Origin of the sequence: Williamsia muralis NBRC 105860, from assembly GCF_001598915.1 — a bacterium.
Classification (GTDB): Bacteria; Actinomycetota; Actinomycetes; order Mycobacteriales; family Mycobacteriaceae; genus Williamsia; species Williamsia muralis.
This window is the reverse complement of sequence record NZ_BDAP01000001.1, coordinates 1,168,553-1,185,863: the sequence shown is the minus strand read 5'-3', so window position 1 is coordinate 1,185,863 and position 17,311 is coordinate 1,168,553. Positions and strand designations below refer to the sequence as shown.

The following is a 17,311-nucleotide window of genomic DNA, read 5'->3' as shown; positions in this document are numbered from 1 at the left end:
GTGGGTTCGGGCGAGCATTTGCCCAGGTCGACCCCGCCCGAACCCACCAATTCCGGGCGGGTGGGGCACTCTGGTCAGGCGCAGCCAACCCATTCGTCGGTGCCGTCGGCGAAGATCTGGTGTTTCCACACCGGGAGTTGGGCCTTGACCTCGTCGACCAGCAGCGCACAGGTCGCGAAGGCTGCCTGGCGATGATCGGCTGCCACGGCCACCACCAGCGCCGCATCACCGATGGCCAGTGGCCCCACCCGGTGCGACACAGCGACCGCACGTACGCCGTCGGCCCCGGCCGCGATCTCTGCCACGACCTTCTCGACGACCTCGCCGGCCGTCGGGTGCGCGCTGTAGTTCAGTGCGGTGACGTCGCGGCCGCCGTCGTGATTGCGCACCGCGCCGACAAAACTCACAATGGCCCCAGCTTTTCCGCCTGCCGCCTCGGAGGCGAGGGCCTCATGGTCGGCGGTGGATAGAGGCTCTTCGGTGACCACGGCACGGGCGACGATGGCAGCCATCAGTGGTCGCCTCCGTGGATCTGGTCCAGGGCGTGGGTGAGCACAGGTGCCAGAACTTCGAGGCCGTCACGGACACCACCCGTGGAACCGGGCAGATTGACGATGAGGGTGCGGCCCGCGACACCGGCCGTTCCCCGCGACAGGACGGCCGTGGGGACTTTGGGCAACCCGCTGTTGCGGATGGCGTCGGCCAGACCGGGTATTTCGCGTTCGATGACCGCGGCGGTCTGTTCGGGGGTCTGATCGGTCGGGTTCAGACCGGTGCCACCGGTGGTGAGGACCAGAGCCGCCTCATCTCCGACTGCTGTTCGGAGTGCTGCGCCGACCTGGTCACCGTCGGGAACCACCACCGGGTCGTTCACCACGAACCCGCGGTCGCGCAACCATTCGACGATGATCGGCCCCGAGCGGTCGGCGTACACACCACCTGCGGCGCGCGTCGAGGCCACGACCACCACTGCAGTGCGGGGGTCGGCGGCGTGGGGATCAGACATCAGACCCCTCCGTCCGCAGAGCCGGTCTCGTCAACCGGCCGGTTGTCCCGGGTCCAGTGACCCTTCTTGCCGCCGGTCTTCTCCTGGAGGCAGATATCGGTCATCTGCGCGCGCGGATCGACCGCCTTGACCATGTCGTGCAGGGTGAGTCCGGTCACCGCCACCGCAGTGAGGGCTTCCATCTCGACGCCGGTGCGGTCGGTGGTGACCGCGGTCGCGCGCACCTCGATGAAGTCTGTGCCGAGCTCGAAATCGACGCTCACGGTGCTGAGCGCGACCTGATGGCACAGCGGGATCAGCTCGGGGGTCTTCTTGGCGGCCATGATGCCGGCGATGCGGGCCGTTGCCAGCGCATCCCCTTTGGGCAACCCGCCCGTCGACAACAGCGAGATCACGTCGGCGGTGGTGCGAAAAACCCCGGTGGCCAGCGCTTTACGCGTGGTGGCGGCCTTGCCGCCGACATCGACCATCTGCGCCGCCCCCGCCTCGTCGAGATGGCTGAGACGTCCTGGGCCGGGCCGGTCGGTCGGCGCGCTCACCGATCAGCGATTGACGGTGGTTCGCGGGTGAAGGTAAGGCAGGTCGTCGACCGGGAGCGGGAAGGTGACCTCACCGAACGGTGACAGAGCGCCGGAGACGTGCGCGGCGAACTCACTGACGGCGTGCTCACCCTCGGGAACCTCGGGCCAACCATTATCGACGTACTTCTTCTTTTCAGCCACGGGCGTCATTCTGCCATGAGTGGCCCGCATATCATCTACTGGATGAGCCCCGACCAGCCAATCAGTCTGGCCGACGACCTCGCCCGCCGCGACGACGACCAACTGCTCGATCTCCTGCAGTCCCGGCCGGATCTGGCCAGCCCTCCCCCACCCGGGGTCGAGGTGCTTGCGCAGCGCGCGATGTCGGCGGCCTCGATCAACCGATGTGGCGAAGACCTGGACCTGCTGGCGGTGGCGGTGCTCGAGACCATCGCGGAACTGGGTTCGCGATCCGAACAGACCCGTGGGCTGTCGCCTGTGTCCACCGACGCCATCGTCGAGGCGCTGTCGGAGCGCGCCGCACCCGACGCGATCCGGGCGCGCATCGACAACCTCGTCGACCTCGCGCTGCTGTGGGGGACGCCCGACGCGCTGGTCACCGGACCACACATGGCAGCGGCGTGGCCGTGGCGTTCACGTCTTGCGACCGCCCCTGTCAACGCGTTGTCGCTCGCCGAGATCCGAGCGAAGATCGACGCCCTCGGCGACCGGGAGCGTGACCTGTTGTCCACGCTGGCGTCGGGACCCGGCCTGGGACGAACCCGTGACGCCGGGCTCGGACCCGAGTCGGATCGGCCGGTCCCGAGGTTGGTCCATCAGGGACTGCTGCTGGTGGTCGATGAGCAGACCGTCGAATTGCCGGTGGTGATCGGCCAGCTCATCCGCGGCGAGGATCCAGCCGAGCCATTCGAGTTGCGGCCGCCGGAGCTCTCCGGTGGCGGTGGACGCAAGGTCGGGCTGGCCGAGGTCGATGCCGCGGCCGGTGGCGAAGCGCTCGAGTTCCTGCGGCACAGCGCCGACGCCATCGAGACCCTCGGCGCCCACCCGGCAGCGGTTCTGCGGGCCGGCGGCATGGGCGTGCGGGAGATCCGTCGACTCGCCAAGGCCCTGGCCGTGGAAGAAAAGCGGGTGGGCCTGGTGATCGAGGTGCTCGCCGGACTCCGCCTCATCGATTCCGGATTCCCCGTGCCCGACCCGTCGGACGGTCTCGAACCGTCGTGGGCCCCGACAACGTCCGTGGACAGCTGGTCGCATCAGGCACCCGAGCGCCGATGGTTCTCCATCGCCTCGGGGTGGCTGGATCTGCACCGCAGGCCGTGGCAGATCGGCGGACGCACCCCGGACGGCACGTTGATCGGCGCGCTGGTCGGTGCGATGCCCGAAGGTGCTGCCCGCGCCGAGCGGCTTCTTGTGCTCCACGCGCTGGCCGAGGCCAAACCCGGCGCCGACGTCACGCCGGTCGCCCTCGGCAGGCACATCGCGTGGCGCCATCCCCGGTGGCTTCGCCGCATGCCGCAGTCGACGATCATCGAAACACTCGCCGAGGCCCAGTCGCTGGGCCTGGTGGCTCACGGTGCCCTGACGTCGGCGGGCCGCGAACTCATCGCAACCGGTACACCCGACGAGGTCGAGGCCGCCACGGTCGCGGCGATGGCAAAGTCCATCCCCGCTCCCATCGACTTCTTCTTGGCTCAAGCGGATCTGACGGTGACCGCCCCGGGACCACTGACCCCGGAACTCGCGGCCGACCTGGCCCTGGTCGCGGACCTGGAGTCCGGTGGGGCGGCCTCGGTGTACCGGGTGTCAGAGTCGTCGGTTCGCCGCGCGCTCGATGCGGGCCGTACCGGCACCGAGCTGATGACACTGTTCACGTCCCACTCGAAGACCCCTGTGCCGCAGTCACTCTCATACCTCATCGACGATGTCGCGCGTAAGCACGGACAGCTGCGCGTCGGCGTGGCCAGTACGTTCATCCGTTGCGAGGACCCGACCACGCTCGCGGCGGTGCTCAATTCACCGGTGGCCGAACAGTTGTCGCTGCGCGCACTGGCCCCGACCGTGGCAGTGTGTGACGACCCCATCATCGACGTCCTCGATATCCTGCGGGCGGGCGGATTCGTTCCGGCGGGCGAGGATTCGGCCGGTGAACTGGTGGACCTGCGCACGCGCGGGGCTCGGCTGCCGACCCCACGGGAACGACGCGCGTCGGCACGCAAGCCGTCGCTCAGCTCACCCGCTCGCGATCGGTTGGCTGCGGTGGTAAGCCACATGCGATCACAGGACGCGGCGAACGCAGCCACGCTCACCGCGGCCGGAGCCGGAGGGTCATCGGTGACCGGTGGCGGACTGCCTGCGACCGCATTGCTGCAGACCGCGTTGGCGAACAAGCAGTCGGTACGCCTGGGGTACGTCAACGCCGAGGGCTTCGCGTCCAAACACGTGGTCGTGCCCCGGATGATCGGCGCCGGCCAGGTGATCGCCCTGGACCCGGGCAGCAACGACGAACACCGGTTCTCACTTCACCGGATCACCAGCGTGGAGATCGTCGACTGATTCCGCGCGGCCACCTCGGGCCGAGGCCGTCGGGAAGTTCGGCGGCCTGTTGACTGTTGATCACGAAGCGAGTTGCCACATATAGCAGCTCTCGATCCCCCGGCCACCGCTCGTGGCACAAACTGCTGCTTCTGAGGAGAATGGTTCCTTGTGACTGACGGACCGTTGATCGTGCAATCGGACAAGACCCTTCTACTGGAGGTCGACCACCCCCAGGCTGCCGAGGCGAGGGCCGCGATTGCGCCGTTCGCCGAGCTCGAGAGGGCTCCCGAGCACGTGCACACCTACCGGGTGACACCGCTCGCCTTGTGGAACGCTCGTGCCGCCGGGCACGACGCCGAGCAGGTGGTCGATGCGCTGGTCACGTTCTCGCGTTACGCGGTGCCGCAGCCTCTGCTGATGGATGTCGTCGACACCATGGGCCGCTTCGGCCGGCTACAGCTGGTGAAGAGTCCGGTGCACGGATTGACCCTGGTCAGCTTCGACCGCGCGGTGCTGGTCGAGATCATGCGCAACAAGAAGGTGGCGCCGATGCTGGGTGCCCGGGTGGACGACGACACGGTCATCGTTCATCCCTCCGAGCGCGGCCGTCTCAAGCAGATCCTGCTGAAGGTGGGCTGGCCTGCCGAGGACCTCGCCGGGTACGTCGACGGCGAAGCCCACGAGATCAAGCTGGACGAGAACGGCTGGGAGCTGCGTGACTACCAGCAGCTGGCTGCCGAGTCGTTCTGGGCGGGTGGTTCCGGCGTGGTTGTGCTGCCCTGTGGTGCAGGGAAGACCATGGTCGGTGCGGCCGCGATGGCCACGGCGCAGGCCACCACGTTGATCCTCGTCACCAACACGGTCGCCGGCAGGCAGTGGAAGCGGGAGCTCATCGCACGGACGTCGCTGACCGAAGAAGAGATCGGCGAGTACTCGGGTGAGCGCAAGGAGATCCGCCCTGTCACCATCGCCACCTATCAGGTGATGACCCGCAAATCCAAGGGCGAGTACCGGAATCTTGATCTGTTCGACTCCCGCGACTGGGGGCTGATCATCTATGACGAGGTCCACCTGCTGCCCGCGCCGGTGTTCCGGATGACGGCGGATCTGCAGTCGCGGCGCCGCCTCGGTCTCACCGCCACCTTGGTGCGTGAGGACGGCCGGGAAGGCGACGTCTTCAGTTTGATCGGGCCCAAGCGCTACGACGCGCCGTGGAAGGACATCGAGGCGCAGGGCTGGATCGCTCCCGCCGAGTGCATCGAGGTTCGGGTGACACTCACCGACAACGAGCGCCTCGAATACGCGGTCGCCGAGCCGGAGGAGAAGTACAAACTCTGTTCGACGGCGCACACCAAGATCAATGTGGTGAAGTCGATCCTCGAGCAGCACAAGAACTCTCAGACACTGATCATCGGCGCCTACCTGGACCAGCTCGACGAACTCGGCGCTGCCCTCGACGCGCCCGTGATCAAGGGGTCGACGAAGAACAAAGAGCGCGAGGAGTTGTTCGCGAAGTTCCGCACCGGCGAGATCCAGACGCTGGTGGTCTCGAAGGTCGCCAACTTCTCGATCGATCTCCCCGAGGCGTCGGTCGCGGTCCAGGTGTCGGGCACATTCGGTTCTCGCCAGGAAGAGGCTCAGCGGCTCGGACGCTTGCTGCGCCCGAAGGCCGACGGTGGTCAGGCGCACTTCTATTCGGTGGTCTCGCGCGACACGGTCGACGCCGACTACGCGGCACACCGCCAGCGGTTCCTCGCCGAGCAGGGGTACGCGTACCGGATCACCGATGCCGACGATCTGCTCGGACCCGCCGTCGGCTGACGATCTTTGGCCGGCGATCTGAGGGGCGTGCGTCGGCCGACGACGCGGAGGTGGAACCACCGGCAATGGGGCATCTGACGATCGGCAAACTGTAAGCTGTCGGGGTGTCCACTGCGACGTTCGAGCGGAGTGACCCGCAGCTGTTGTCGGTCGGCTATCGGCTCACCGGCAGTGTTGTCGCTGCCCTCGGCATAGCCGCCGACGGCGGTTCCACCTCAGACCCGGAAGACCGCTTGGTCCGCACAGTGCGGGCCGCCCTCGCGGCACTGCAGGCGGTTGCAGTACGCAAACAGAGCTACACCGGGCCGTGGCTTCCCGAACCCATTGTCCTCGAACCCGATTCGTTCGAGGACCCGCTGGCGTCGGCCGTGGCAGGCGACGGCGCACGCCTGGCCACAATGGTGGCCCTCGAATCACTGTCCCCCACCACCCGCATCTCGTATGTGCTGCGGGATTGTTTCGGAACAGACGCCGGACAGATCGCCGGCGCACTGGCCATCTCGGCCGACAAGGTCAACCGGCTCGCCGACAAGGGTGCCGAGCTGATGGCCGACACGCTGCAGCCCGACAGCATCGAAGACCACAACGAGGTGGTCGCGCAAGGCGTGCTCGCGTTGACGCTGGGCGACATGGAATCGCTTGCCGCACTTGCTTACCCGGATCTGACGTACTTTGCCGACAGCAACGGGGTCACGAGGTCGGCGACCGGCCCGATCGTCGGCTCGGCCACCGTCCTCCGACTTCTCTCCACCGTGATGACCCGGTACGGCAGCGAGATGACCCGCCACACGCGTCCCGTGCTGATCAACGGCGAGATGGGCCTGCTCACCGACGCCGGGATCCGTGAACAGAGCCCCCTGCATCGGAGGGTGACGGCGCTGGCCGTCAGCGGCGGCAAGATCGTCGCGGTGTACGACCTGTCGAATCCGGACAAGCTCACGGGGACACCACTCTTCCGATGACCAGCGAAAAGAAGCCGGCAACCCGCATGCGGACGGTCAAGCGCCTACAGCCGTTCTCGTCCACCATCTTCGCCGAGATGTCGCAGCTGGCGGCCGAGCACGATGCCATCAATCTCGGTCAGGGATTCCCGGACACCGACGGCCCGGCGGCGATGCTCGCCGCGGCACAAGAGGCCATCGCGACCGGCCAGAACCAGTATCCGCCCGGTCCAGGCATCCCGGCCCTGCGGGAGGCGGTGGCCCAGCACCAACTCGATCACTATGGCCTGCAGTACGATCCGGCCACCGAGGTACTGATCACGGTCGGCGCCACCGAGGCGATCGCCGGAGCCATCATCGGGCTGGTCGAGCCCGGCGAACGGGTGGTGATGATCGAGCCGTACTACGACGCCTACGCCGCCGCGACAGCGATGGCCGGTGCCGAGCGGGTGACCATCCCTCTGATCGCCGATGGCGACGGTTTTGCACTCGGCCACGATGCCCTTCATGCGGCCGTCACCCCCGAGACGGCCATGGTGGTGATCAACAGTCCGCACAACCCCACCGGCACAGTGCTTTCCGATGAGGATCTGAGGGCCATCGCCCAGGTCTGCATCGACAACGATGTGCTGGTACTGACCGACGAGGTCTACGAGCACCTGGTGTTCGACGGGCGGGTACACACGCCTCTGGCGACGCTGCCCGGGATGCGCGAGCGCACGTTGCGGGTGTCATCGGCAGGCAAGACCTTCAACGTCACCGGCTGGAAGGTCGGGTGGATCAGCGGTCCGGCCGAGTTGATCGCAGCTGCCCGAGCCGCCAAGCAGTTCATGAGTTTTGTCGGCAGCGGTCCGTTCCAGCCGGCAATCGCCGTCGCCCTGGGCACGGAGATGGAATGGGTCCGGCGATCGTCGGCCGGGTTGCAGCGTAAGCGCGACCTCATCTCCGCCGCGCTGACGGAGGTGGGCTTCGGCGTCCACCGCAGCGAGGGCACTTATTTCGTCTGCGCCGACCCCCGGCCACTCGGCTACCACGACGGCGCCGAGTTCTGCCGCGATCTGCCCGCTCGCATCGGGGTCGCCGCGGTCCCGGTCAGCGCGTTCGTCGACCACCCCGAACAGTGGACCCATCTGGTGCGGTTCGCGTTCGCCAAGGAGGACACCGTGATCGAACAGGCAGCCGAGCGCCTTCGCGCCCTGTCCTGACGGTCGAATGCCTGGTCAGGCGCCGATTCACGATCAGACGTCGGCACCCACCGGCAGCAACCGCAGCAGCACATCGTTCACCGTGAGGATTCCCGGCTCACGGTTGTTGTCGTCGACGACCACCATCACGTGGTTGCTCTCGGCCTTGGCCCGCTGCAGCGCCTCGTAGACCGGGGTTGTCCCGGGCAGGGTCAGCACCGGGCGTATCAGCTCCAGAGCAGGACTGCTCTGCGGCACCCCGATGGTGTCGCGCACGTGGACCATTCCCTCCACCGTCTGGCGGCCCCTGACCAGGATCCGCAGATGTCCACTGCCGGTGGCGGCTTCACGAACCTGCGCCACGGTGGCATCGGCTCGCACACTCACCGGCTCGATGCCCGGCGTCAGCAGTTCCCCGATCGTCACGCTCTCCAACTCCAGGGCGGCCATCAACTGGCCGTGGTAGCGCTCGTCGAGCGTGCCGACCGTCGCCGAGTGCTCGACGAGGTGCCGTAGCGTTGCCGAGTCCTGCCCGGACTCGAGCTCGTCGACCGGTTCGACTCCCACCTTGGCCAAGAACCAGTTCGCCATGTGGTTGAGCGCCAACAAGATCGGCCGGGTGAGCACCATGAAACCCCTCATCGGCAAGGCGAGCAGCGTGGCCGATCGTTCGGGGTGCGCAATGGCCCATGACTTCGGTGCCATCTCACCCACAACCAGGTGCAGGAATGTGACGATGATGAGAGCCAGAACGAACCCGGCCACGTCGGCGAGCCACCGCGGGGCGCCCCAGTCATCGAACAGCGGGGTGAGCCAGTGGTGGACAGCGGGTTTGGTCACCGCACCGAGGGCCAGGGTGCAGACGGTGATGCCCAACTGCGAGCCCGCCAGCAACACCGACAGTTCGGAAGCACTGCGCAGGGCAGCGCGGGCCGAGCGGCTGTCGGGTGCGGCGTCTTCCAGCCGGTGCCGGCGCGCGGCGATCAGCGCGAACTCGACGGCGACGAAGAAGGCACTGGCAGCGATCAACGCCACGGTGATGGCCAGGACAATCCATGGACTACTCATGAGTGGATCTCCGAACCGCTGATCGTCACCAGAAGCGATGACGGGACCCGGTTGTCGATGGCCAGCACCTGTGCCTTCAGAAGTCGCGGAGCCGGAGTCGACTCATCGACCAGGTCGGCCGGGTCAGGCGAAAGTGGGATGGCGACAACGTCGTTGACGGCGGGAAAGTCGGCGAACCTGGAGACCACCAGACCCGAGAGCGTTTCGACATCGCCTTCCGGTATCCGGTGTCCCACCAGGCGTTCCAGCTCGTCGAGGTGCACATCCCCGGCGATCGTCCAGCCGCCTTCGCGAGACCCGCTGATCGCGACGTGACCGTCGTCGTGTTCGTCGGCGATGTCACCCACCAGTTCTTCGGCGATGTCCTCGATGGTGATCACTCCGGCAAATCCGCCGTACTCATCCACCACGAGTGCCATCTCTGCCGATGCGCCCACCAGTCGCGAGACCACCTGTGGCAGAGGGAGACTGGTGGGTACGATCACCGCTTCGCGCATGCAGGACGCAGCGTCGGCACCGTCCGGCTGCGCCGACAGCAGGTCATGCAGATCGATCACACCCAGCAGATCATCGGAGGTCGTGCCGACCACGGGATAACGCGTGTGGCCGCTCCCCATCGTTGTCAGCACCTGCGTCACCGGGGTGTCGGCACGCACGGTGTCCACCCGGGAGCGCGGCACCATCGCGTGTTCGGCGGTGCGATCGGGGAAGTCGAGGATCCGGTCGAGCAGCGCGGAGAGTTCCGTGGGCAGCTCGCCGGCATCGCGAGACCTGGCGACGATGTGCTCGAGATCGCGAGCGGTCGCCGAGTGCTCCACGTCGTGCACCGGTTCGATGCGCAGGGCTCGCAGCAACAGGTTCGACGACTGGTCGAACAACCAGATCAGCCAGCCGAAGAGCGAGAGGTAGATGGTGGTCGACAGGGCGAGCCGGCGAGCGACGGGTTCGGGGCGCGCAATCGCAAGGTTCTTCGGGAACAGCTCGCCGAAGAGCATCTGGACGAAGGTCGAGAACACCACCGCGAAGACAGCGCCTACGGCGATACCTACGCCGGTGGGGATGCCGACTCCGCCGAGCAATTCACCCAATCCCCGGCCGATGAGCGGTTCGGCGACATAGCCGACCAGCAGGCCGGTCACGGTGATCCCGAGCTGCGCCCCGGACAACATGAATGATGTGCGCCGGGTGACCTCGAGCGCGCGGGCGGCGCCCGCATCACCTGCCTCGGCCCGGGCCTTGAGACGGGATCGGTCAACCGACATGAAAGCGAACTCTTGGGCAACAAAATAGCCGGTCATCGCGGTGATGAGCAGGACGACGCCGACACCGAGAGCGATGGTCAGGACAATCAACGCCGGGTCAGCCCCGCTCGCGGTTGTTCGCTGGTGATGCTGGACGAAGATGGGCGCGATGCGCTCGACATGACTCTTTCTGGCAGATGGCGCGTTCGTCGGCGACGAACCGTCGTTGGTAAAGAGTTACTTTACCTAAGGTCTGACAGTCTCGCCAATCATTCTATTCGCACGCGTGTTCGATTCGAGTTATCCTGGGACCATGAATGCCGGTCGCCAAGCCTCGCTGTTCGAGGAAGTATCCACGGACCCGGCGCTGTCGGAGTTGGGAAGCGCAGTGGTCAGGCGCCCGCTCACCCACGGCGCCTGGGTGGACCTGCGGCCCGGCTGGATAGTCGGCGCGGACGAACTGTTCAACCGCCTGTCTGCCGACGTCCCCTGGCGCGACGAGCGGCGCACGATGTACGACCGAGTACTCGATGTGCCCCGTCTGCTGTGCCACTACGGGGAACATGCGCCACTGCCGCATCCCCTCTTGGACAGATGTCGCGACGCCCTCGGCCATCATTACCGCCGCGAGCTATCCGAGGGGTTCGCCACTGCCGGACTCTGCCTGTACCGCAACGGAAATGACAGTGTGGCCTGGCATGGAGACAAGATCGGCCGGGGTAAAACCGAGGACACGATGGTCGCCATCGTGTCCCTCGGCTCACCCCGGCCACTCCTGTTACGTCCGGTCGGCGGCGGCGCGTCGTTGAAGTTCACCGTCGGCCACGGCGACCTGCTCGTCATGGGCGGCAGCTGTCAGCGCACGTGGGAGCACGCGGTGCCCAAGACCACCGGTGTGGGGCCTCGTGTCAGCGTGCAGTTCCGGCCGCGTGGTGTGCTGTGAGGAGAACTAGCGCGATACCTGCTCGAAGGAGTACTCGACGCCGGTGAGCGATTCGGACAGGTCCCACAGCCCGGCTGCCATCAGCTCATCGTGTGATCGCTTGTTCGACTTGGCGGGGCCGGGTGCGCCGCGCATCCCGCCCATCTGGGTCGGACCGTAGAAGGCACCCGAACGCGCCTGCGGTGATGTTGCCGCATACAGCTGCGGAAGTGCGCCGTCGGCAGCGGACTGGGCGACGTACGAGCCACCCACTGCCATCACACGATCCCAGATCGACTCGGTGTGCGACTGCAACTCCGTCGACGCGTAACCCGGGTGCGCCACAACCGATTTCACGTGCGAGCCGACTGCGGTGAGGCGTTTGGCCAATTCGTACCCGAACAACAAGTTGGCCAGTTTGGACTGACCGTAGGCGGGCCACCGCAAGTACCGACGCTGACGGTAGTTGGGGTCTTCGAGATTCATCTTGCCGATCTGGTGCATCGACGACGACAACGTCACCACCCGGTCGGACACCTTGGGCAAGAGCAGACCGGTGAGCGCGAAGTGCCCGAGATGATTGGTGCCGAACTGCATTTCGAAACCATCTGCGGTGCGCCCCTGCGGGACTGCCATCACGCCGGCGTTGTTGATCAGCACGTCGACCGGGCCCGTCCGCTCGGCGCATGCGCGAACCGAGTCCAGGCTCGCCAGGTCGAGTTCGGTGATCGTCGCGTTGTCGCCGATCCGCGCGGCGACCGGCTCCGCCTTGGCGACGTTGCGGCAGGCGAGGATCACCTGCGCGCCCGCTGCGCCCAACGCGAGTGCGCTCTGCTCACCGAGCCCGCTGTTCGCTCCGGTGATGAAGAATGTTCGTCCGGTTTGGTCAGGAATATCCGATGTGTTCCAGCTCATGCTCACAACCTACCTTCGTTCTGGTCCCGCTCGGTTAGTTCGAAACATCTCATCGTCGGGGACGCAGCCCCAGCACCGTCGCCGGTATCTTCAGTGCACCCTCGACCAGTGTCCGGAGGTTCCACTCTTCCGAATCCTTCGCCAGGGCAACGGTGTACAGCTTGGTGGGCTCCGCGCGCCCACGCAGCACCAGCGACCCGATCGAGTGCCACTCTCCCTCCTCGACCTCGGACGCCGCAAGCGCCGAACCACTCGCCAGCACGTGTGAACGCACTGATTTGGCGGCTTCGGACAGTCGTGCCGATTCGTTGACGGCGTCTCCCACCACTGTGTACTCGTACCGCGTGGTCGCGCCGATGTTGCCGGCAAACACCACACCTGCCGAGACGCCGATCGAAAACCGCAGTGGCCGCAGTACTTCGAGCTCGGAATGCAGATCGCGCGCCGCGGCGAGCGCGGCTCCTGCCGGGTCGTCCACGGTGCTGGGGGCCCCGAAGATCGCCAACGCCGCATCACCCTCGAACTTGTTGATAAAGCCGCTGTGCCGATCGACGACATCGGCGACGATCGCGAAGAAGCTGTTCAAGATGGCCGCCACGGTGTCCGGGGCTTCGCGTTCAGCGAGTCGGGTGGATCCCTGGATGTCGACGAAAAGGACTCCGACAAAGGTGTTCTCGCCATGGAAGCCGTCGCCGCGTTCCATCGCGAGCTTGGCGACACCGTCGCCCACATGTCGCTCGAAGAGTTCGCGGATCTGCTCGCGCTCGGCGAGTCCGCTGACCATGTCGTTGAATCCCTGCTGCAGGATGCCGAGTTCGGAGGAGTCGTAGACGTCGAGGACGGGATACGTGTGCGCCACCTGCACCTCCTCCATACCCACGCGAATCTCACGCAGCGGGTCGGTGATGGACCGCGACACCAAGAACGTGGCGCGGATGCCGCCGAGGAGACAGAACGTCGCCAGCACAACGGTGGGGGCGTCCAGTACATAGCGATTCTCGGGCAACCAACCCGTCGCGCGGCCCACGTTGATGGCGATGATGCCCAGCAACGGCACCGCGGAGAACACGATCCACACGGCGAGAAGCCGTTCGCGGACGCCCAGCAGCGACCCGGCGAGAACTCCATCACGCATCGCGATGGCGACGATCGGTCGCGAAACACGTTCGACGAGAAGGTAGGTGAGACAACCGGCAGATGTTCCCGCCATCAGGAACGCAGAGCCGAACACCACGAACTCGACTGCGGTACCGCCCAGCCCGAAGGGTATGTAAATCGCCGCCCCGGTTGTCCAGGTGACCATTGCCGCACTTGCCTGTTGCAACGGCATCATCTGGATCGATCGTCGCCGGGCGGGTGAGGCCGCGACGGCCTTGGTGAACCACATCAATTGCGGATACACCAGGTAGGCGCTCAGGCTCCCACCGATGAGAAGAGCGCCGACCACGGAGGCGATGATGACCGGAACATTCGACGTGTCGACCATCCCCCACACACTCAACTCGCCGCCGGTCATCACCAGCCGCACCATCACGATCATCTCGATCGACGCGAAGGTGCTGCTGGCGACCAAACCGAGACCGGCGAGGATGAGGAAGCGATTGGCCACGTGCCGCCGACTGGCCGGGCCGTCCTGACTGGGGTCGGGTACCCCGATCAGGAACTCGTCGATCCGCCGAACCGCACGTGACGCGCCGACGAGCGGTGAAGAGGTGGCGTGAGCTCGGGCGATGCGGCTGCGACGCGACAACTTGGCCACTGCGGCACGCTTGCCGGAGACGCCACTGAGCAGCGATCGCCAGCCGATCGGGTGCGCCATCGTCGGGTTCCGCCTTCTCTCGCCGCTGATCATGCCCCCGGACGTGGCCAGATCGCGATCGAAGTCTTGGCTGAGTATACATAGCGCAACTCGAGTTGCGTTAGAGTCGATCAGTGACCCAGTCCAGTTCGCCGAAGCGGCCAGTGCGCTCTCATCGTCGCGGTGCGGCGGTGCGCGACGGGGTCATGTCGGCGGCGGTCCACGAGTTGCTTCACGTCGGGTTCGACGGGCTCACCATCGCGCAGGTGGCCGACCGCGCAGGCGTGCACGTCACATCGGTGTACCGACGGTGGAAGACCAAGGAGCAATTGGTCACCGACGCGCTGATCAACCACCTCGACCCATCGATACCGGCGCCCGACACCGGTTCGCTGCGGGGCGACCTGATCGCCATGTGTGCCGACCTCAACGTGTCGCTCACCAGCCCACAGATGAAGGCATTGCTGAGATTGTCTGCGATGCCCGTGGAGATCGATCCACTCGGCGACGCCCGGCGGCGCATCATCGACGCCAGGACCGAGGCACTCAAGACGGTCTTTGCGCGGGCCGTCGACCGCGGTGAACTCAGTGCGGACAATCAGCCCGACTACTCCATCGCTGTCGAGGTGATCCATGCGCCGATCTACGCGCGGGTGTTGCTCAACCGCGAGCCGGTGACCGGCGACTTCGTGGCCTCACTGGTCGACATGCTGCTGACCGGACTCGGCGGGACCCGCTCCCCCACATGAAATTCGCGCCGCCTGCCTGCGATCGCTCCTGTTGTAACGGGCGCGTACGTCGGCGCGCGGCGCGAATTTGACGAGGGCGGGGGTCTACAACGGCCCACTTAACGCCGAACGGCGGCCGCGTCACCGGGTTCATCCGGTCGCGGCCGCCGTGGCGGATGCCTGATCAGCGGGATCAGGCAGGCGAGGTGAGGTCAGGCTGCGGCTTTGCCGGCCTCGATCTCGAGGGTGATGGTGATCTTGTCGCCGACGACGGTGCCGCCGGTTTCCAGGGGCATGTCGATGTCGATGCCGAAGTCCTTGCGGTTGAGCACAACCGAGGCCTCGAAGCCTGCGACGGGGCCGTTGCCCATGCCGGGGTTCACGCCGTTGAACTCGAGCTTGAGGGTGACGGGCTTGGTCACGCCATGGAGGGTGAAGTCGCCGTCGAGCAGGTAGTCGCCGCCATCGGGCTTCACCGAGGTGGAGGTGAAGGTGGCGGTCGGGTACTTCTCGACCTCGAAGAAGTCAGCAGACTTGATGTGTCCGTCGCGCTGTTCGTTGCCGGTGTTGATCGAGTTGACGTCGATCTCGGCGGTGACGGCGGGGTTGCCGTTCTCGTCGACCGTGATGGCGCCGGAGAAATTCTCGAACTTGCCGCGAACCTTGCTCACCATGAGGTGACGTACGGAGAAGTTGACGGCCGAGTGAACCGGGTCGATGGTCCAGGTGCCGGTCTCGAGTGCGTTGTTTACTGCAGTGCTCATTGTGGTGGTCTCCCTTGTCGAGCTGTGGTTTCGCCTACGTGAAGTGTAAACGGACCTCGGTCCGAATAATTCCCGGGTCGTCGAACTCGTCCGACTGGGATTCACTGATCTGCGGTTATGGCCGGTAGATGTGACCGGAACCACACTTTTCGAGTTGAAGATTCACGCATAATTCGGTGCATTCAGGCGGCTCGAGAAACAGGTGGTTACCCATGGCCGACACGGACGTCCTCATCGCGGGCGCAGGACCGATCGGCCTCACCGCCGCGATCGAACTGCGACGGCGCGGCGTGCGATGCCGCATCGTCGATCCGCTGCTCCAGCCCCCGAAGTACGCGAAAGCGGTGGGTGTCCAGCCGCGCACCCTGGAGGTCTTCGAAGGGATGGGAGTACTGCGCCAGGTTCTCGACGCGGCCATCCAGATGCGTGGCCAGATCGTGTACGTCAACGGCGAACGCGTCAGTCAACTGGAACTGACACTGCCCGACGACATCCCTTTCGGATTCACCGCCATTCCCCAGTACGACACCGAGCGCATCCTGCGCGACCGGCTGGCGGCCCTCGACCTCCCCATCGAGCGAGGCCTTCGTCTGACCGGTTTCGAGCAGGACGCCGACGGTGTCCGGGCGACATTGGCCGGCGATGACGGCGAGCAGACGGTGCACGCGCGTTATCTCATCGGCTGCGACGGCGCGCACAGCATCACCCGTAAGACCCTGGGTCTGACGTTCCAGGGCGCGGCGTTTGATGAGCAGTACATGCTCGGTGATGTCGAGGTCGATTGGGATCAGCCGGCCGGATTCGGCATCCGCTCTATGCATCAAACCGACGGAGCCACCGACGACCTCCTCGTGTGCATCCCGCTACCCGGCCGCGGCCGCTACCGCATGTCGATGCTGGTGCCCGACGAACTCACGGCGAAGAACACGACCACCGGCTCCGGCGAGGTCGCGCACGGTTTCGAAGCGGGCCGGCAGCCCGAACTCCACCACATCCAGGACGTCCTGGACCGGCTTGCACCCGAGCCCACCCGCGCGACGAATTTGCGGTGGTCGTCGGTGTTCCGCATCAGTCATCGCATCGTCGATTCTTACGGCACACACCGGGTGTTCGTCGCGGGCGACGCCGCGCACGTTCATCCTCCAACCGGCGCGCAGGGCATGAACACCGGCATCCAGGACGCCCACAACCTGGCCTGGAAGATCGCCTTGGCGGTCGCCGGGCATGCGTCGCCCGACCTGCTCGCCAGTTACGACGCCGAGCGTCGTCCGGTCGGGGAAGAGGTGGTCGGCAGAACTGTTCGCAGCGCCCGCGAGGGCATCGGTGCCGACTCCGACGACGTGACCCACATCATCAAGCGTGAGGCCCAGCTCCTCATCGACTACGCCGGCAGTCCGATCCTCGGGGACGCCCCGACAGGCCGGGCGCTCGTCGCGGCAGGGCTGCGGGCTCCCGACGCCACCGGTCTCACCCGACCAGCCGTCAGCGGGACCTTCCGACTGTTCTCGCTGCTCGACCGGCTTCGGCACACCGCAATCCTTTACGTGGACAACATCTCCGGCATCGATGACCTCATAGGCCTGGAAGATGTCGCGACAACCGCGGCCGGTGCAGCCCACGACCTGCTCGACACGTACCTGGTGGTTGCCCCAGGAGTCGATCCCGGGCAGAGCCTGCTGCCCGTCATCACCGATTCCGATGGGCTGTTCGCCGCGGCGTACGGCGCGGGTGACAGGTCGCTGTACGTCATCCGCCCCGACGGGTACCTCGGATACGCCCAGCGCGGCATCGATGCCGGCGCGGTGGTGGACCACCTGAAAAAGACGTTCAGCTGACTCGTTCGCGT

The 17,311-nt window shown here is 66.2% G+C and carries 16 protein-coding genes; 7 read left to right on the top strand and 9 right to left on the bottom strand.

Annotated features, from left to right (window positions below; translation table 11 throughout):
• Positions 1-74: 74 nt before the first annotated feature.
• Genes WIMU1_RS05765 through WIMU1_RS05750 form a run of 4 tightly spaced genes read right to left on the bottom strand, consistent with a single transcriptional unit; the run spans position 75 to position 1,737 of the window.
• Positions 75-512 carry a molybdenum cofactor biosynthesis protein MoaE gene (locus WIMU1_RS05765; protein WP_062795459.1) on the bottom strand — a complete coding sequence of 146 codons (438 nt, stop codon included), beginning with the start codon at positions 510-512 and terminating at the stop codon, positions 75-77.
• Positions 512-1,006, bottom strand: a complete 495-nt coding sequence (locus tag WIMU1_RS05760) for a MogA/MoaB family molybdenum cofactor biosynthesis protein (RefSeq protein ID WP_062795458.1) — start codon at positions 1,004-1,006, stop codon at positions 512-514. The genes WIMU1_RS05765 and WIMU1_RS05760 overlap by 1 nt, the downstream gene beginning before the upstream one ends.
• Positions 1,006-1,545 carry a cyclic pyranopterin monophosphate synthase MoaC gene (moaC, locus tag WIMU1_RS05755; protein ID WP_062795457.1) on the bottom strand — a complete coding sequence of 180 codons (540 nt, stop codon included), beginning with the start codon at positions 1,543-1,545 and terminating at the stop codon, positions 1,006-1,008. Before moaC ends, WIMU1_RS05760 begins: the two co-directional genes overlap by 1 nt.
• A gap of 3 nt (positions 1,546-1,548) precedes the next feature.
• Complete coding sequence (locus tag WIMU1_RS05750; protein WP_023955355.1) at positions 1,549-1,737, bottom strand: hypothetical protein; 189 nt, start codon at positions 1,735-1,737, stop codon at positions 1,549-1,551.
• A gap of 6 nt (positions 1,738-1,743) precedes the next feature.
• Here WIMU1_RS05750 and WIMU1_RS05745 point away from each other — a divergent pair, with 6 nt between their 5' ends.
• From WIMU1_RS05745 to WIMU1_RS05730, 4 genes are all read left to right on the top strand, one after another.
• Positions 1,744-4,101 (top strand): helicase-associated domain-containing protein, encoded by a 2,358-nt coding sequence (locus WIMU1_RS05745; protein ID WP_084248010.1) that lies wholly within the window; start codon positions 1,744-1,746, stop codon positions 4,099-4,101.
• Between the two features lie 150 nt (positions 4,102-4,251).
• Positions 4,252-5,904, top strand: coding sequence for a DNA repair helicase XPB (locus WIMU1_RS05740; protein WP_062795455.1), 1,653 nt, complete (start codon positions 4,252-4,254; stop codon positions 5,902-5,904).
• 104 nt (positions 5,905-6,008) lie between these two features.
• Positions 6,009-6,866, top strand: coding sequence for a sigma-70 family RNA polymerase sigma factor family protein (locus WIMU1_RS05735; RefSeq protein ID WP_062795454.1), 858 nt, complete (start codon positions 6,009-6,011; stop codon positions 6,864-6,866).
• Between the two features lie 26 nt (positions 6,867-6,892).
• On the top strand, positions 6,893-8,050 hold the full coding sequence (locus WIMU1_RS05730) for a pyridoxal phosphate-dependent aminotransferase (protein WP_062795917.1): 1,158 nt from the start codon (positions 6,893-6,895) through the stop codon (positions 8,048-8,050).
• A gap of 33 nt (positions 8,051-8,083) precedes the next feature.
• On the opposite strand, the gene WIMU1_RS05725 is transcribed toward WIMU1_RS05730, so the two are convergent.
• Positions 8,084-9,097, bottom strand: a complete 1,014-nt coding sequence (locus WIMU1_RS05725) for a hemolysin family protein (RefSeq protein ID WP_062795453.1) — start codon at positions 9,095-9,097, stop codon at positions 8,084-8,086.
• Entirely contained in the window at positions 9,094-10,449 is a 1,356-nt protein-coding gene (locus tag WIMU1_RS05720; protein ID WP_084248009.1) for a hemolysin family protein, read from the bottom strand. Before WIMU1_RS05720 ends, WIMU1_RS05725 begins: the two co-directional genes overlap by 4 nt.
• A 202-nt stretch (positions 10,450-10,651) precedes the next feature.
• On the opposite strand from WIMU1_RS05720, the gene WIMU1_RS05715 reads away from it, so the two are divergent.
• Positions 10,652-11,281 carry an alpha-ketoglutarate-dependent dioxygenase AlkB gene (locus WIMU1_RS05715; protein WP_062795452.1) on the top strand — a complete coding sequence of 210 codons (630 nt, stop codon included), beginning with the start codon at positions 10,652-10,654 and terminating at the stop codon, positions 11,279-11,281.
• Between the two features lie 6 nt (positions 11,282-11,287).
• Here WIMU1_RS05715 and WIMU1_RS05710 read toward each other — a convergent pair whose 3' ends face one another.
• On the bottom strand, positions 11,288-12,175 hold the full coding sequence (locus WIMU1_RS05710; protein ID WP_062795451.1) for an oxidoreductase: 888 nt from the start codon (positions 12,173-12,175) through the stop codon (positions 11,288-11,290).
• 49 nt (positions 12,176-12,224) lie between these two features.
• On the bottom strand, positions 12,225-13,994 hold the full coding sequence (locus tag WIMU1_RS05705) for an adenylate/guanylate cyclase domain-containing protein (RefSeq protein ID WP_084248008.1): 1,770 nt from the start codon (positions 13,992-13,994) through the stop codon (positions 12,225-12,227).
• Positions 13,995-14,107: 113 nt separating this feature from the next.
• Between WIMU1_RS05705 and WIMU1_RS05700 the strand changes: the two genes are divergently transcribed.
• A complete protein-coding gene (locus WIMU1_RS05700) occupies positions 14,108-14,722 on the top strand; it encodes a TetR/AcrR family transcriptional regulator (RefSeq protein WP_147431419.1) in 615 nt (204 codons plus the stop codon).
• 191 nt (positions 14,723-14,913) lie between these two features.
• Here WIMU1_RS05700 and WIMU1_RS05695 read toward each other — a convergent pair whose 3' ends face one another.
• Positions 14,914-15,465: a YceI family protein gene (locus WIMU1_RS05695; RefSeq protein ID WP_062795449.1), complete on the bottom strand. Its 552-nt coding sequence runs from the start codon at positions 15,463-15,465 to the stop codon at positions 14,914-14,916.
• A 212-nt stretch (positions 15,466-15,677) separates the two neighbouring features.
• Between WIMU1_RS05695 and WIMU1_RS05690 the strand changes: the two genes are divergently transcribed.
• Positions 15,678-17,300, top strand: coding sequence for an FAD-dependent monooxygenase (locus WIMU1_RS05690; RefSeq protein ID WP_062795448.1), 1,623 nt, complete (start codon positions 15,678-15,680; stop codon positions 17,298-17,300).
• The last annotated feature ends 11 nt before the right edge of the window (positions 17,301-17,311 follow it).

What these genes read in the sequence shown, in the direction of transcription:
- WIMU1_RS05750 (WP_023955355.1), bottom strand. Translation starts at nt 1,737, where the DNA reads ATGACGCCCGTGGCTGAAAAGAAGAAGTACGTCGATAATGGTTGGCCC.
- WIMU1_RS05690 (WP_062795448.1), top strand. Translation starts at nt 15,678, where the DNA reads ATGGCCGACACGGACGTCCTCATCGCGGGCGCAGGACCGATCGGCCTC.
- WIMU1_RS05765 (WP_062795459.1), bottom strand. Translation starts at nt 512, where the DNA reads ATGGCTGCCATCGTCGCCCGTGCCGTGGTCACCGAAGAGCCTCTATCC.
- WIMU1_RS05760 (WP_062795458.1), bottom strand. Translation starts at nt 1,006, where the DNA reads ATGTCTGATCCCCACGCCGCCGACCCCCGCACTGCAGTGGTGGTCGTG.
- WIMU1_RS05715 (WP_062795452.1), top strand. Translation starts at nt 10,652, where the DNA reads ATGAATGCCGGTCGCCAAGCCTCGCTGTTCGAGGAAGTATCCACGGAC.
- WIMU1_RS05710 (WP_062795451.1), bottom strand. Translation starts at nt 12,175, where the DNA reads ATGAGCTGGAACACATCGGATATTCCTGACCAAACCGGACGAACATTC.
- WIMU1_RS05725 (WP_062795453.1), bottom strand. Translation starts at nt 9,097, where the DNA reads ATGAGTAGTCCATGGATTGTCCTGGCCATCACCGTGGCGTTGATCGCT.
- WIMU1_RS05745 (WP_084248010.1), top strand. Translation starts at nt 1,744, where the DNA reads ATGAGTGGCCCGCATATCATCTACTGGATGAGCCCCGACCAGCCAATC.
- WIMU1_RS05695 (WP_062795449.1), bottom strand. Translation starts at nt 15,465, where the DNA reads ATGAGCACTGCAGTAAACAACGCACTCGAGACCGGCACCTGGACCATC.
- WIMU1_RS05705 (WP_084248008.1), bottom strand. Translation starts at nt 13,994, where the DNA reads ATGGCGCACCCGATCGGCTGGCGATCGCTGCTCAGTGGCGTCTCCGGC.
- WIMU1_RS05730 (WP_062795917.1), top strand. Translation starts at nt 6,893, where the DNA reads ATGCGGACGGTCAAGCGCCTACAGCCGTTCTCGTCCACCATCTTCGCC.